General features: G+C 49.2%; 12 protein-coding genes. 8 read left to right on the forward strand and 4 right to left on the reverse strand.

Going from position 1 to position 14,895, the window contains the following annotated elements; all coding sequences use genetic code 11:
• Positions 1-3 precede the first annotated feature (3 nt).
• Positions 4-939 carry an NAD-dependent epimerase/dehydratase family protein gene (locus ACO0K4_RS13150; protein WP_422957228.1) on the forward strand — a complete coding sequence of 312 codons (936 nt, stop codon included), beginning with the start codon at positions 4-6 and terminating at the stop codon, positions 937-939.
• On the opposite strand, the gene ACO0K4_RS13155 is transcribed toward ACO0K4_RS13150, so the two are convergent.
• The 3 genes from ACO0K4_RS13155 to ACO0K4_RS13165 form a co-directional block, all read right to left on the reverse strand.
• Positions 900-3,593, reverse strand: a complete 2,694-nt coding sequence (locus tag ACO0K4_RS13155; protein ID WP_422957087.1) for a CHASE domain-containing protein — start codon at positions 3,591-3,593, stop codon at positions 900-902. The two genes, ACO0K4_RS13150 and ACO0K4_RS13155, sit on opposite strands and share 40 nt — an antisense overlap.
• A gap of 95 nt (positions 3,594-3,688) precedes the next feature.
• Positions 3,689-5,470 (reverse strand): GspE/PulE family protein, encoded by a 1,782-nt coding sequence (locus ACO0K4_RS13160; protein ID WP_422957088.1) that lies wholly within the window; start codon positions 5,468-5,470, stop codon positions 3,689-3,691.
• A gap of 22 nt (positions 5,471-5,492) precedes the next feature.
• The gene (locus ACO0K4_RS13165; protein ID WP_422957089.1) at positions 5,493-6,317 is read right to left on the reverse strand and encodes a methyltransferase domain-containing protein; all 825 of its coding nucleotides are present in this window, start codon (positions 6,315-6,317) and stop codon (positions 5,493-5,495) included.
• A 281-nt stretch (positions 6,318-6,598) separates the two neighbouring features.
• On the opposite strand from ACO0K4_RS13165, the gene ACO0K4_RS13170 reads away from it, so the two are divergent.
• Positions 6,599-8,644 carry a M13 family metallopeptidase gene (locus tag ACO0K4_RS13170; protein WP_422957090.1) on the forward strand — a complete coding sequence of 682 codons (2,046 nt, stop codon included), beginning with the start codon at positions 6,599-6,601 and terminating at the stop codon, positions 8,642-8,644.
• A gap of 176 nt (positions 8,645-8,820) precedes the next feature.
• Here the strand turns inward: ACO0K4_RS13170 and ACO0K4_RS13175 are convergent, their stop codons facing one another.
• Positions 8,821-9,327, reverse strand: coding sequence for a DNA-deoxyinosine glycosylase (locus ACO0K4_RS13175; protein ID WP_422957091.1), 507 nt, complete (start codon positions 9,325-9,327; stop codon positions 8,821-8,823).
• 273 nt (positions 9,328-9,600) lie between these two features.
• On the opposite strand from ACO0K4_RS13175, the gene ACO0K4_RS13180 reads away from it, so the two are divergent.
• From ACO0K4_RS13180 to ACO0K4_RS13205, 6 genes are all read left to right on the forward strand, one after another.
• Positions 9,601-10,848 carry a YjgN family protein gene (locus tag ACO0K4_RS13180; protein ID WP_422957092.1) on the forward strand — a complete coding sequence of 416 codons (1,248 nt, stop codon included), beginning with the start codon at positions 9,601-9,603 and terminating at the stop codon, positions 10,846-10,848.
• An 8-nt stretch (positions 10,849-10,856) separates the two neighbouring features.
• Complete coding sequence (locus ACO0K4_RS13185) at positions 10,857-11,909, forward strand: M48 family metallopeptidase (RefSeq protein ID WP_422957093.1); 1,053 nt, start codon at positions 10,857-10,859, stop codon at positions 11,907-11,909.
• Positions 11,910-12,073: 164 nt separating this feature from the next.
• Complete coding sequence (locus ACO0K4_RS13190) at positions 12,074-12,547, forward strand: DUF962 domain-containing protein (protein ID WP_422957094.1); 474 nt, start codon at positions 12,074-12,076, stop codon at positions 12,545-12,547.
• A gap of 158 nt (positions 12,548-12,705) precedes the next feature.
• The gene (locus tag ACO0K4_RS13195; RefSeq protein ID WP_422957229.1) at positions 12,706-13,122 is read left to right on the forward strand and encodes a glycine zipper 2TM domain-containing protein; all 417 of its coding nucleotides are present in this window, start codon (positions 12,706-12,708) and stop codon (positions 13,120-13,122) included.
• A 146-nt stretch (positions 13,123-13,268) separates the two neighbouring features.
• Positions 13,269-13,874, forward strand: a complete 606-nt coding sequence (locus ACO0K4_RS13200; RefSeq protein WP_422957095.1) for a DUF4337 domain-containing protein — start codon at positions 13,269-13,271, stop codon at positions 13,872-13,874.
• Between the two features lie 138 nt (positions 13,875-14,012).
• Positions 14,013-14,786: a transporter gene (locus ACO0K4_RS13205; protein ID WP_422957096.1), complete on the forward strand. Its 774-nt coding sequence runs from the start codon at positions 14,013-14,015 to the stop codon at positions 14,784-14,786.
• The last annotated feature ends 109 nt before the right edge of the window (positions 14,787-14,895 follow it).

Consider the following 14,895-nt stretch of genomic DNA (forward strand, 5'->3'; position numbering starts at 1 on the left):
TCGATGAAAAATACTGTGGAAAAAAATACCAGAATCCGCTTCGCCAAACCCCGCCTGCTCATTCTCGGCTGCGGAGATGTCGGTATGCGCTTGCTGCCTTTGCTTAAAGATCAGTTTCGCGTATTCGCTGTCACGAGTCAGCGTAGCAGACATGGCGAATTGCGTGCCGCCGGCGCCATACCGCTTACTGCTGATCTGGATCAGGCGCACACGCTAAGACGTCTGGCAGGGCTGGCATCCCACATTATTCATCTGGCACCACCGCGCAGTGAAGGGGCATATGATCAGCGAACCCGAAATTTGACCGCCATTTTACCTGACAAGAGCACGCTTGTTTATGTCAGCACGACGGGCGTCTATGGCGATTGTGCCGGCACGGTCTTTGATGAGACACGGCCATTACATCCACAAAATGCCAGGGCCTTACGTCGGGTCGACGCGGAAAATCAATTACGGCAGTGGGCCAGGCGCAGTCAGTCTCGCCTCAGTATTTTGCGTGTCCCCGGTATTTATGCTGCAGACCGCCTGCCTCTGGAGCGTTTGAGTAAAGGAATCCCGGCACTGATTGACCGTGATGATGTCTACACCAACCATATTCATGCCGCGGATTTAGCTTATTTGATCCGTCTTGCTTTGTTCCGCGGCAGTGTCAACCGCGTTTATCACACGGTCGATGACAGTGACATGAAAATGGCCGCTTACTTTGATCTGGTTGCCGATGTGTTTGAGCTGGCCCGTCCACCGCGCTTAGCCCGCAGCGAGCTTGCGCAGCAAGTATCACCGATGTTGTTATCATTCATGTCGGAGTCACGTCGTTTGCTGAACCACCGTATGAAATCCGAATTAGGCGCGCGCCTGACTTATCCTAATGTGCAGTGCGGTGTGGCTGCAGCAAAATTTCAGCTATTGGCGGAGGCAGCTATCGGCAAATCCAGATAAAAGCGAGAGCCATGGCCCTCGATACTGGTAAAACCGATTTTGCCACCCATTTTTTCTATCATGGATTTCGACAAGCTGAGTCCCAGTCCTGTTCCTGCATATTTACGTGCTGCCTTAGCATCTTCCTGACTGAATTTCTGAAAAATATTTTTTTGAAATTCAGCCGAAATGCCAATGCCATGGTCAATCACCTCCACTCTGACCCAGTCATCCAGCCGATTAATCTCTACGGCGACCTGGCCGTTCTTCGGTGAAAATTTAATCGCATTGGAGAGCAGGTTGGACAATACTTGCGTGAAACGCTGAGTGTCGACTGTCACCAGCATATCGGCAGCCTGTTCTGCGTCGAATAGTAGCTTGATAGAAAAGTTCTGCGCATAGCCGAGATTCGCATCGACAGTCGATTTAACCAGCTCACGTAACTGTATGCTCTCCATCTGAAATTGCATGCCGCCGTATTCCAGCTTCTCAAAATCCAATAAATCATTGATCAATAAGGTCAGGCGTGATGCATTATCGTTCGCCATCTGTATCAATTTTTTGACTGGCTCAGGTAAGGTGCCGCTGACACCTCCGGTCAATAAACCGAGGGCGCCACGAATCGATGTCAGCGGTGTGCGCAACTCGTGTGATACGGCAGACACAAATTCACTCTTCAACTTTTCGATACGTTTTCGTTCAGACAGATCGTGCAATATCAATACCAATAAATTTTGTGTTCCCAGTTCAACTTTTGCCAGCGCCAGTTCAAGAGGAAAATCAATATTGCCCCGCTTTTTACCAATCACTTCCATGCGCGTGGGAATGCCATGATTCACATATTCTTCTGATAAGTAACTTTGCAGGTAGGTATTCGCGGTGTGATCAGGAAATAATTCTTTGATATTGCGACCAAACAGCGTACCCAGCGGATAAGCGAATAGCGCTTCTGCCGACTGATTTGCCGATGCGATAAAACCACGCATATCCGTTGTCACAATACCTTCCGCAGCATTGGAGAGAATCGCACTCAGGCGTTCTTCGCTATCATGGAGCTGGCTGGTACGTTGTGCCACCAGCGTCTCTACATTAAAGGTATGTGCTGTTGCGACCAGCAAATAAATACCCAGCAGACTGGAGAACATCAAGCCGCCTATCATGGTTGACCAGGTAATCCAGGAGACATGGCTATCCCAGTAACTGCGTGAGGGCTGCGCCAGAAACGCATATTGGCGCCCGCCGAAATCAATCGTCGATTGGAATAAAAAAGTCAGATTTATTTCTGAGATCGTGTCATAAAAAATACCATTCGCTCCGGGATAGGACAGATCGTAAAATTTCAGTAAGAAGAGTTTTTTCTCTTCTGGTATGAGCAAATCAGCAATCAGGTTTTTGATGCTGACGATACTGACTGCGGCACCTTTGAATGCATGCTCGCGATCTTCTCTGGTAGTCAGTGCCTTACCTTGCTCATAGACAGGCGCAAATAGCATGACGGAGGAGTGAGCATTTTTTTCAGATATAAAGGCAATCGGATCGGTTGCTACCATATTGCCAGTGTCGCGCGCCTCCTCAATCGCATTGCGTCTGGCGGTACTGGTACCGACGTCATAACCAAAAAAAGTTAAGGCATTGGCAAATGGTTCAATAAATGTGACCGGAAAATACTCCTTATCATCCTTTGCTCTGACGAATTCATCTGAAGCGTTTTTTTCAGTAATCTGAAAATTAATAAAACCTTCTTGCAGCACTGCATTCTCAAATTTTTGCCTGTCTTCGCGTCTCACTCTTGGAATCCACAATAAGGCGGAGATTGCTTTATGCGTTTGCAACGTATATTCGTTAAATACGCTGAAATCGGTACGTGTGACCCCTTTTGATGCAGCAAATAAGCGTTCAATATTTTTCACTGCATCTGCATGCACATCCAATTGATTTTGCAGGCTCTGGCTCAGGCGTGCTGCCTCCAGACGGAATTCAAGGTGCTGCTTCTGCTCTTCGCGGTGACGGATAAAAACAAAAGCAGTAAAGACCGCCAGCAAACAAATGACTAGCGGCAGCATGACGCTATAGCGGCGTGAAAGCCAGATCTCACGGGGCTTCGCAAGGGGAATCAGTACGATCGGCGTGATCGTCAACACACCCAGAGTATCGCCTATCCACCACGTCAGCCAATTACTGATGACTTGTTCCGACGAAATTACATCAAGATGGTACAGCGATGCGATGCCAACGCTGGCACTGGTCAGACATCCGATTAATCCTCCCCAAATAAAGAAACGGAAAATTTCACGATCAATATTCAGTGCCAGATTGTTCTTGAGTCTGGTGCGCACCAGGTATGTGCTGATATAGGCCTGTAAGCATGCGCCGGTGGCGAGTAATGCGGGCAATAGCAAACTTGTGAGCTGAAATGATTTTGCATTGCCAGATCCGATGACGACATTAACCAGAAGTGCACCGAGGAACACACCGGGCAGAAGCCGGTAACCTTGCGTCAAAATGATACCTAAGGCCAGGCCGGCGGGAGGATATACGGCAATCGCATAACCGGGTGGAATAGCCAGCAGTAACGACAATCTACCCAGTACAGCATAAGTAATAGCTAAAGTCAGTATTTGAACGATCAAATTTGACCTCAGGCTATGACGTATTCGCTGAGCTAAAGCGGGCATTAAGATTCCTTAAGCATCACTGTTGACTTGCTGTTTTGGCTTGGCCGGACCAAAAACATACTAAGCAAAACCATACGACAAACACAAATACCTGATTACACCAGCGATGATGTCACTTTGAGTACTTCATCCGCCGTGGTCAATCCCTCGATGATTTTATATGCGCCAGCGATACGCAAAGGCTTCATCTGATCGGAAACACTTTGCGCTCTGAGTGCATGAATATCAGACTCAGGACGGATCAATTTACTGAACGCCTGAGTAACGGTCAATAGTTCATACAGGCCTGTACGGCCTTTATAACCGGTTAAACGACACTCGGGACAGCCGACCGGACGGTAAATCATTGCCGGTTTTGGAATCCCCCATTCTTCGGTCAGGCTTTTCCATACGGCATCCGGCATTTCACCGTCACCCGATTTGCAATGGGGGCACAGGGTTCTGACCAGACGCTGTGCCAGAATACCTATCATGGTTGCCTCTAGCAGATAGTAGGGTACACCTAGTTCGAGCAGACGCATAATTGCTGATGGGGCATCATTGGTATGCAGGGTAGACAGCACCAGATGGCCGGTCAACGCGGCCTGAATCGCCATCTCTGCAGTCTCCAGATCGCGAATTTCACCGACCATGATGATGTCAGGATCTTGCCGCATCAGCGCACGCACGCCATCAGCGAAATTCAAATCAATCGACGACTGCACCTGCATCTGATTGAAAGCTGGTTCTACCATTTCAATCGGATCCTCGACGGTACAGACGTTAACATCAGAGGTAGCCAGGGCTTTCAGTGTCGTATACAGCGTCGTCGTTTTACCTGATCCGGTTGGTCCTGTGACCAGAATGATCCCATGCGGCTTGCTGGTTAGCTGATCCCAGCGCATCGCGTCTAACGGCGGAAAACCAAGTTCCGGCAATGTCTTCACGACGACTTCCGGATCGAAAATACGCATGACCACTTTTTCACCAAATGCCGTTGGCAAAGTTGATAAACGTAATTCGACTTCCTGACCATCGGCTGTGCGTGTTTTGATACGACCATCTTGAGGACGACGCTTCTCAATTACGTCCATACGACCCAGTAACTTGATCCGAGCGGTCATCGCGATCATGACAGTTGCCGGTACCTGATAAACCTGATGCAGTACGCCGTCAATCCGGAAGCGAATCACCGCCAGTTCGCGTTTTGGCTCCAGGTGAATATCTGATGCCCGCTGATCAAACGCAAATTGCCACAGCCAGTCAACGATGTTGATAATGTGTTGATCGTTCGCATCGACCTGTTTGTTCGCCTTACCTAATTCAACTAATTGCTCGAAGTTATTGCGTAAGGCAGCATCGTTGTTACTCGATTTTTTCGCGTCTTTAATCGATTTCGCCAGAGAAAAAAACTGAGCGATATACTGAGAAATATCCAGTGGATTTGCCAGTACCAGGCGGATTTCCTTGCGAGTGATCTTGGCAATTTCCGCTTGCCATTCGGTATTGAACGGATCTGTTGTGGCAATCGTCACGCTATCCTGTGTCGATTCGACAGGCAGGATATTAAAACGTGTCGCGTAAGTCGATGACATCACATCCGAGACGCGGGTGAAATCAATTTTTAATGGGTCAATCCGGTAAAACGGGATCTTGACCTTGTGCGAAGTCCACTCGGTGAGCCAGTCCAGAGTCAATTGCTGATGCGGTTTTTTGGCGGAATGCAATTTCGCCTGAGCCAGGGCCGTCAGCGTATGCATGGCCGCCGGGCCGTTGCGTAAGATGGCCTGCGCATTGTTGAACTCCGCTTTCGCATTTTCCTTGAGGATGACGCCATCTGCCATCAGCCAGGTAAAAATTTGCTGCATGTTCAACGTGTGATGTGCTGATTTAGTCATGGTGCTCAATTCGAAAAATAGTTCATGCGGGATCAGTCGCTGCCAGGAGCGCTTTGACCCAGGACTTGGCTGGTAACTTGGTCAATGCCTTAATGTGATCGGCGCGTTGCGTTAGCAAAGAAAAATCAGGTTTGATCGCCTTTTTGAATGCGATCGCGACGACATTTCCGTCATGCACTTGCGGCAGGCACAGCACCTGATCGAATGCGTAGCGCAATGCCTTCAGGTTCTTCGCGTAGCTCGGATGATCGCCAAATAAATTAACGGTCAATATGCCGTCTGGCACCAGACATGCCGCACAGGCTTCATAGAATTCTGCACTGTCCAGCACGGGGCCGCGCGCCGTTGCATCATACAAATCGACTTGTAAAACATTGAATTGCTCCAGATTTTCGGGATCATTGACGAATTCCAGCGCATCTATTTCGATTACCCGAAGGCGATCATCATTGGCGGGAAGCTTAAACATGCTCTCGCAGATCGCGATCACTGCAGGATTCAGATCCACGGCAGTGACTTTTGCCTGTTCAAACTGGCGATAACAAAACTTGGTCAGTGCACCGGTTCCCAGCCCAAGTTGGACGATATGGCGCGGCTCGCTGATAAACAGCATCCACGTCATCATTTGTTGCGCGTATTCGAGTTCTATCCAATCGGGTTTGCGCATGCGCATTGCGCCTTGTACCCATTCGGTACCAAAGTGCAGATAACGAACGCCATCGAGTTCGGACAGGGTGATAGGAGCAAATTTAGGTTTGCGGGCAGCCTTAGGGGACGCGGTCGCTGCGGCTCTGGGGCCTGAGCGATGGTTAGCTTCGGCTTCTATGGATTTTCTTTTGATCAGCATTCGCCCATTTTACCCAGTACAGACAGAGAAATAGTGAATTCTTCGCAGGTCTTTACAAAAATTCGTACCTTAAACAAGTCATCATCCGCCGATTTTGTAAAAAAGCCGCGAATGTCGCCATAGCGTCTCTCTGAAAACCGTGACAATTCAGCGCGAAATGCTGCAAAGCCACATCGGAATAAACCGGTAAATTGGAACCTTTTGTTACCAATATAATCGTATGCTTGCTGTTTTCTGGCTACCCGCCAATTTTTTGACTCTTCCCCAAAAAGGACAACGCTGTGAAAAGACATCTCCTAAGTGCACTGACCTTAAGTTTGCTCGCCGGTTTCGCCTATGCTGCGGACACACCTAAAACAACAGCAACCGGCGCATTCTCCGGTATTGATGTGGCGTATATCGAGCCTTCAGTACGTGCCCAGGATGATTTTTTCACGCATCTGAATGGTAAGTGGCTCAAAACTACCGAGATCCCTGCAGATAAATCGAGCTGGGGTGCGTTTGCAAAATTACGCGACGACACCTTGCCGCAACTGAAAAGCCTGATCGAAACAGCGCAGCGAGAAAAGAAAAAAGCGGGTTCCGATGAGCAAAAGATCGGTGATTTTTACAGCAGCTACATGGATGAAAAAAAGCTTGAAACCTTGGGTTATAAACCGCTGACCGGCGAATTGCAGGCGATACGCGCGATCAAGGATAAAAAAGCGATTCCAGCCCTGATCGCTCACATGAACCAGATCGGTGTTGGTGCGCCTTATGCGATCTATGTCGGACAAGACGCCAGAGAGTCAAGCAAGTATGCCGCCTATCTGGCTCAGGGCGGTCTGGGTTTGCCGGACCGTGATTACTATCTGAAAAAAGATGACGCCAAACTCGCCGACGTCCGCGCGAAGTATGAGAAACACATAGAAAAAATTCTCAGCCTGGTCGGTGAAAAAGATGCTGCCGCGCGTGCCAAAGCGATCCTGGCTTTAGAGACCGCCATTGCAGAAGTTCAGTGGACCAAGGTAGAGAACCGCGATCCGGTCAAGCGTTATAACAAACTGGCAATTGCGCAGCTCGACGGTATCGCACCAGGCTACGATTGGAAAACTGCCTTGTCCTCCGCTGGCATCGCGAATAAAGTTGATTACATCATCGTCAGTCAGCCAAGCTATGTGACAGGCTTTAATCAGGTACTCAATAACACCGATCTGGCGACCTGGAAATCGTATTTTGAGTGGCATCTCCTGCGCAGCTATTCCGAGTATTTGTCTAAAGATTTTGTCGATGCGGATTTCGCATTTTATGGCACTACGATTACGGGTGTGACGGAAATGCGTCCTCGCTGGAAGCGTGGCGTTGCCTCAGTCGAAGGCGCTTTAGGCGAAGCCGTGGGGAGAAAATATGTAGAACAATATTTCCCCGCAGAGCGCAAAGCGCGCATGGAACAATTGGTCAAAAATTTGCTCGTCGCCTATAAGCAAAGTATCGACACACTGGACTGGATGAGCCCGGAAACCAAAAAAGAAGCGCAAGCCAAACTCGCTAAATTCACACCAAAAATAGGTTACCCCAACAAGTGGCGTGATTATTCCGCGCTGACTGTCGTCGCCGGTGATCTGGTTGGCAACGCTGTGCGATCCAGCACTTTTAGCTATAACCGTCGCATCAATAAACTGGGTAAGCCGATTGATAGAGAAGAGTGGGGCATGACACCGCAAACAGTGAATGCGTATTACAGCTCCACCATGAATGAAATCGTCTTCCCCGCCTCGATTTTGCAGCCGCCATTTTTTGATATGCGTGCCGACGATGCCGTGAACTACGGTGCGATCGGCGCGGTCATCGGTCACGAGATCAGTCACGGCTTTGATGACAAAGGTAGTCAGTCCGATGGCGACGGCAATCTGCGCGACTGGTGGACCAAAGACGATCGTAAAAACTTCTCCGCAAAGACCGACATGCTGGTCGCCCAATACAATAGTTATAGTCCATTACCCGGTTATAACGTGAATGGCGAACTGACGCTGGGTGAGAATATCGCCGACAATTCTGGGGTTGCCATTGCCTTTAAAGCGTATAAATTGTCATTGAATGGCAAGGAAGCACCGGTGATCGACGGGTTGACTGGTGATCAGCGTTTTTACATGGGATTTGCACAGGTATGGCGCAGCAAAATGCGTGACGCACAGCAGATCGTCCAGGTGAAAACCGATCCGCATTCACCGGGCCAGTTTCGCGCGAATGGCACGATGGTCAATCAACCCGGATTCTACGAGGCCTTCGGTGTGAAAGAAGGCGACAAAATGTATCTGGCACCAGAGAAACGCGTGATCATTTGGTAAAGCGTGGATAACTGGTTCGCAATTCGCCGTCAGTAATATTGCAACGACCATTCGCATCCGAATACCGGGCCGGGAGCCCGGTATTTTTTTGTTCCTTTGATTCGATGGAGAAAATTAATTCAATTTAAATTAATTTAACGCAAACTGAATCAACTCAAATGAATGTAACTCATTGATCAATTCGATTGAAGCTGCTTCCACTCCATTAATTTTTCCTCAAAACTCCGCATTGCATTGGCCGGTGATGATGATGGCAAAATCACTGTAGTAAAACCCAGTGCCGCAAACTGTGGAGCGAACTTACCCGATGTCTTGCCATTAAATGCCATACGGTTTAGTGCCGGATAGTGTTCGCGCAGCCATGCAAATTCGTTGATCTGGGCATTGCGGATATTGGTATCCAGACTGCCTTTGCGGTCGCAGGTATCGATCACATCCCAAAGACCAAAACCATGTGCCAGCAAGCGTGGGAGCCGGTCTTCATATGCCAGCGATGCCATATCCTCACCTGTCACTGCCGATATCAGTCGCCAGAACTGATTGTGCCGGTAGGCATAATATTGCCGCGCCTCCAGCGATGCGACACCGGGAAAACTACCGAGTATCAGCGTATGTGTCTGCGCATTGACGACCGGCGGGAAGCCGGACAAATTGCTTGAATCGTTTGAAAGATCCGTGTTCATAAAAATCCGGTCATGCGCGGCATCTTGATTAAGGAGGATGTGAGGAGTCGTTTTGATCGATTTGCAGAAAGCTCTGTCAGTGGTTCAGAGCAAATTAAAGTTGACGTACTAAAAATTTTTAACATTTTTTAACAAAATTTCTTCAATACTAATTATGATCCAGTCTCGCTAAAAATAAATTCCTCACGATCTCGTTTGAATCAGCATAAAAGCCGATGGCGACTGACAGTGATGAGGTGCAAGACACGATAATTCGACGATCAAATGGACCAAATGGATCATACGACAAGCCAAACGCCCGCTAGCGCAAGCACACCGGTAGACAACATTAATTCCGCTGACTTTTTGCCAGCGATTGCAGTAGCAGAGTCTGCGGATTCGCTACAAGATCAAGCCGTCAAGACATCACCGGTCACGAATCAGGATATCTATTTTACTGGTGGCGGCAAAGAATATTTCCGCATCTGGATAGTGAATTTGTGCCTGACGATTGCAACGTTCGGCATCTATTCTGCCTGGGCTAAGGTCCGGCGTTTACAGTATTTTGACCGTAATACGCAGTTGTCTGGCGCTGTGTTCAACTTTCACGGTGATCCGGTGGCGATTCTGCGTGGTCGCCTGATCGCCGTCGTACTGCTATTTGCTTATCACTATGTATTCCGGTTATCCAAGACGATCGGGATTCTCGTGGTTGTCTGCATCTTGCTGGGAATGCCGATGATGCTACGCAGTGCGCAGCGTTTTCGTTTGCGTAATACCAGTTATCGTGGCTTGCGGTTTAATTTTCACGGATCGATGACGGGTGCGTATTTGACTTATCTACCGGTCGTTGCCGTGTTTTTATTACCGGGACTAATTGGTGCCTTGTATCCACACAGGCCGCTATGGGTTTCCGCTTCCTTGCTGGGTTATCTCACCTGGCCGTGGCTGCATGCCAACATGAAGCGATATCAACATGGGAATTTTTCTTATGGAACTCTGCCATCTGATTGCACATTAAAAAGATCGGCGCTTATCTCCACCTATGTCGTCGCCGGGCTCTTTATGCTTGGTGTTGCCGTTGTCGTTGGTATCGCCTCTGGTGTTGGCGTTGCCATTTATCAGCAAATTATTGCGTCCAATGCGGATCCTTTATTACGCAGCCAATTTTTTGTGACGGCGCTGGTTGTGATGGCGACCTTACTTTTTGCTTACTTCGCTTACCTTGTTTGCGGCCCGTTTGTGCAGGCAACAATCTGGAACAAGATCTGGTCATCTACCTCGCTTACAGGATTTACGATTCACTCTGCAGTACCACGCTGGCAATATCTCAAGTTGCAATCCGTGAATGTCATTCTGACCTTATTGACACTCGGTTTATACAGGCCGTTTGCCGTAGTCCGTGCGTATCAATTCAGGTTGACTCATGTGCAGATTACCGGTCCGGGTTTTAATGCGATTCAATCAGAGACCGGTATCGCGAGCAATAGTGCTGCTGGCGACAGTTCAGCAGATTTTCTTGGTTTTGATCTTTCCTGGTAGGCCAGACAATGATGAACGTAAATTATTTTGATGGCATACACGCGAAACTTCAGCAAGCCACGCTGGCGATCAGGGCGACTGACGTGGTGTTGACGGGCGAGGGCGTCAATAAGACTTTTTTGTCAAAAAACATCTCTATTGAGGAGCCGTTTTTTAATGCTGCTTGTGTCATCGCATTTCCTGATGGTTCGCATTGTGAAGTAAACGATCCGGAATCCCGCCGCAATTTACTAACGCAATTAGGGTATAAAAAATCTCTGGTAGAACGCTGGCAAGATCAATGGCTGGCATCATTGATTGCTATTCTCGCTATGGCAGGAATACTGTTTGCTGCGCATCATTGGGCGATGCCATGGATCTCTGACAAAGTCGCCGTAGTTGTGCCTGACGAACTGGAAAAGAAATTAGGGGCGCAAATTATGGTTGCTTTGGACGACAGCATTTTGCAGCCGAGCAAGCTCAGTGATAAAACGATTAGCCAGGCAGATCAGTTGTTTCGTCGTCTGGTGCCAAAGGACAGTCGCCTACCTGTTCATCTGGAGGTGCGTTTCTCGAGGCAGATCGGTGCTAATGCATTTGCGCTGCCTGGCGGAACCGTGGTCGTGACTGATCAGATGATGGATCTGATAGTCGGCGTCAGTGGCAACGATATTTCCGGCGCTCTTGCGGGTGAGCTGAGCGGTGTATTTGCACATGAGATCGGACATATAGAAAAACGTCACGCCATGAGAGGACTGATTAATGACTCTTTCATCACCGTAGTGATGGGAACTTTGTTTGGTGACTTTAGCGGTGTGGCGGCTTTCGCACCGACGATCTTGATGAAAACAGAGTATTCCCGTGCGATGGAGTCGGAGGCGGATGAATATGCAATTCAATTGCTGAAGGCCAACGCCATTTCGCCAAATCATGTCGCCAATCTTTTTGAGTTCCTGAGCGAACAAAATGAACGTAAGCGCACAGTTAATTTGCCTACATGGCTAGAGAAGGTCTCAAGCTATACCTCAACGCACCCGCCAACCAGGGAGCGGATGGCGCGTTTTCGTCAAGCTGCGGAGTAGCCCCGGTGAAGGAGTGACTTGTCTGGTTGCAACGCAAGAGGGCTGAAGCGTATGAGGCCTTCACCGCGTCTATCTCTGCCTATTGGTGATAAATCCTAGTTTTCTTGGTTTGTGGATTAGAATAATCAGATAACAGTAGTTCACTATGATAGAGGAGACAAACCATGAGCAAACCTATAAGTCATACCAGCGCAGAACAGCAAGCGTCCGGTCGTGCCGTCGAGCAGTTATTGGAAAAATACGCCGAGAGTCATCGTAATCCGACCAATGAAGTTATCCACTTCGTCTGTGTACCGGCGATTATGTGGACGGTGCTGGGGCTGATCTGGGCGATTCACCCGGTAGTCGCCGTCGGTGCTGCGCTACTGGCGCTGATCTATTACGTGTCCTTGTCCATACCGTTTGCGGTCGGGATGAGCCTGATGGCGGTGGTGATGCTGGGGATTCTTTATGCCTTACCTGCTAGCTGGGTTCTGCCGTTATCCGTCGGCGTCTTTGTTGTTGCGTGGATATTTCAGTTTATCGGTCATAAGATCGAGGGTAAGAAGCCGTCATTCTTTGATGACCTGCGGTTTCTGTTAATCGGTCCTTTGTTTGTTCTTGGTTTTTTATATCGCCGGCTCAAAATCTCGTATTAATTTGTTACAGTTCCAGGTGATGATCTGCGCGACAATTTGCCTGTAACCGGAACGTTTCCGTGGTCAACGTGTCCAATCATCAGTTCAAACACCGTAAGGAGAGTATCGTGAAAAAAAATATTGTTCTCACCGTCATCACTGTTGCCACTACAGCAGCCATGCTCAGCGCCTGCGCCGTTGCTCCGACCTCCAGCAATGTCTATCGCACCAGCCAGACCCAGAATGAACAATCCGTTCGTATGGGCGTGGTCGAATCTGTACGTGAAGTGCTGATTGATAAAGGCCAGAGTGGCGTAGGTACTGCGGCCGGTGCAGCTCTGGGCGGCATCGCCGCAGGTTCCAGCATCGGTAAGGGTAACGGCTCTCTCGCCGCCGGTATCATCGGTGCAGTCGCCGGTGGCATGATCGGTCAAAGTGTTGAGTCCAATATGAATAACCGCAAGGGCTTCGAAATTACGGTGCGTCTCGACAATGGCGAGATGAAGGCTATCACCCAGGATGCCGACGAATTATTCCGTGCCGGAGATCGCGTACGCTTATTGTCCAATGGCCGGACGACTCGTGTGACGCACTAATTATTTCTCGCTGCTACAGCGAAAAAACAGTATCAGACCTCGTGATGTACGAGGTCTTTTTCTATCTGAATGACATAAAAAAGTTTCATCACATAGTCAGCTCAAAAGTAACCCATAACACGCCACGCTCATAAGGGATGCACGACATGGATATTGATCCGTTAGAAACCGTTGAAAACCTCGAAGAATCCAAACCCGCAGATCGCGCAGCGATGCGTCTCAATATGCTGGTTGCGATCACGGTAGCGATACTCGCCACCTTCATGGGAATCTGCAAAGTCAAGGACGACAATATCGTCCAATCGATGCAGCAGGCACAAGCGAATAAGCTCGACCACTGGGCGTTTTATCAGGCCCGTAATATCCGTGAAGAAGTCGCCAAATCAACGATCGTACAATTACGTTTAGCAGCCTTATCCAAGTCTGCCGAAGACAAAGCGGCTTATCAGACCGCCATCGCCGATTATGAAAAAGTCGCCGCCGAACAATCGCGTAAAAAAGAAGAATTAAAAACTCAGGCAGAGCAGGATCAGAAGGACTATGACGCCGCCAACTTTAAAGATGACCAGTTTGATTTGTCCGATGCCCTGATCGCAATTGCGATTTCATTACTTGCCGTGACAGCGCTGACCCATCAAAAATGGCTGTACTGGCTCGCTCTCGTACCGACTGTATGTGGCTTCTACATGGGGCTGGCGGGATTGCTGGGCTGGGCAACACATCCCGATAGTCTGATTCGCTTATTGTCGTAACGGATGAGTTTTTAGATGGTTTCAACATCGACCACGCAGGTTTTATGCGGCTCCTGGCCTGATATAGGGCTGGACGCCGCATCAACAGTGCGGATTCATTTTTAGAATTTCTCTTTTTAATTTAATCAGAAAGCAGCCATGTCCTCATCTCACATCCTCAAATGGCTTAGCGCCAGCGCACTCGCCAGCCTATGTCTGATTGCTGTGGCCGACGATGATGCAGGCGTCACGCCATATCGCCCCTCCGTATCCAGTCCTGCACAGTTACCGCTACCAGGACAACTGGAGCTAGAAATGGGGTTGCTAAATAGCAAGCAAGGTGATGCACGACGTGACAGCATGCCGTATCAACTCAAACTCGCGTTCAATCCGCAATGGGGCATTCTGATCGGCGGCGAAGCGCTGGTCTCCGCCAGAGACGACAGCGGCAATCGTGCGCGCGGCCTCGGCGATACCACGCTGGTGCTGAAGCGCGCGTTCCTGATTGACGACAGCAGCGCACTCGGCCTGGAATTTGGCATCAAAACGCCGACCGCCAAAGACAGCATCGGCAGCGGCAAAACCGACTACAGCATCAACGGCATCTATAGCCAGGACATTGGCAAAGTCCACATGGACGCCAACCTGAATCTCGTCCACCTCGGCATCGCAGACCCCGGCACCTCCAGCACGCAGACAGGATTATCCGCCTCATTCTCCACCCCCATCGCCGACAAATGGGGCGCAACAGCAGAACTCAGCGGCACCCGCCGCAGCGGTAGCGACAACACCTCACAAATATTAGCCGCGCTGGCCTACAGCCCCAGCAACCGAATGACGATTGATGTTGGCGTCGCCAAAGGACTCAACAAGGCCTCACCGGATTTGTCTTTGTTTACGGGGATTGTGTTGCCGTTGGGGCGGTTGTGGTGAGATTTTATGGCGAGAGAGCCTGGTAATAATTTTGGCAAAGCGTAGAGATCTTTGTGGTGACGTTGCTATTTACTATCTTTAGAAATTGTCATTTCAATGTCGTCTTTGC

The organism is Undibacterium sp. RuTC16W, assembly GCF_049339445.1.
Taxonomy (GTDB): Bacteria; Pseudomonadota; Gammaproteobacteria; order Burkholderiales; family Burkholderiaceae_D; genus Undibacterium.

Coding starts and splice junctions, on each gene's coding strand:
- ACO0K4_RS13205 (WP_422957096.1), top strand. CDS start 14,013: ATGTCCTCATCTCACATCCTCAAATGGCTTAGCGCCAGCGCACTCGCC.
- ACO0K4_RS13165 (WP_422957089.1), bottom strand. CDS start 6,317: ATGCTGATCAAAAGAAAATCCATAGAAGCCGAAGCTAACCATCGCTCA.
- ACO0K4_RS13180 (WP_422957092.1), top strand. CDS start 9,601: ATGGATCATACGACAAGCCAAACGCCCGCTAGCGCAAGCACACCGGTA.
- ACO0K4_RS13155 (WP_422957087.1), bottom strand. CDS start 3,593: ATGCCCGCTTTAGCTCAGCGAATACGTCATAGCCTGAGGTCAAATTTG.
- ACO0K4_RS13160 (WP_422957088.1), bottom strand. CDS start 5,470: ATGACTAAATCAGCACATCACACGTTGAACATGCAGCAAATTTTTACC.
- ACO0K4_RS13190 (WP_422957094.1), top strand. CDS start 12,074: ATGAGCAAACCTATAAGTCATACCAGCGCAGAACAGCAAGCGTCCGGT.
- ACO0K4_RS13175 (WP_422957091.1), bottom strand. CDS start 9,327: ATGAACACGGATCTTTCAAACGATTCAAGCAATTTGTCCGGCTTCCCG.
- ACO0K4_RS13150 (WP_422957228.1), top strand. CDS start 4: ATGAAAAATACTGTGGAAAAAAATACCAGAATCCGCTTCGCCAAACCC.
- ACO0K4_RS13195 (WP_422957229.1), top strand. CDS start 12,706: ATGCTCAGCGCCTGCGCCGTTGCTCCGACCTCCAGCAATGTCTATCGC.
- ACO0K4_RS13200 (WP_422957095.1), top strand. CDS start 13,269: ATGGATATTGATCCGTTAGAAACCGTTGAAAACCTCGAAGAATCCAAA.
- ACO0K4_RS13185 (WP_422957093.1), top strand. CDS start 10,857: ATGATGAACGTAAATTATTTTGATGGCATACACGCGAAACTTCAGCAA.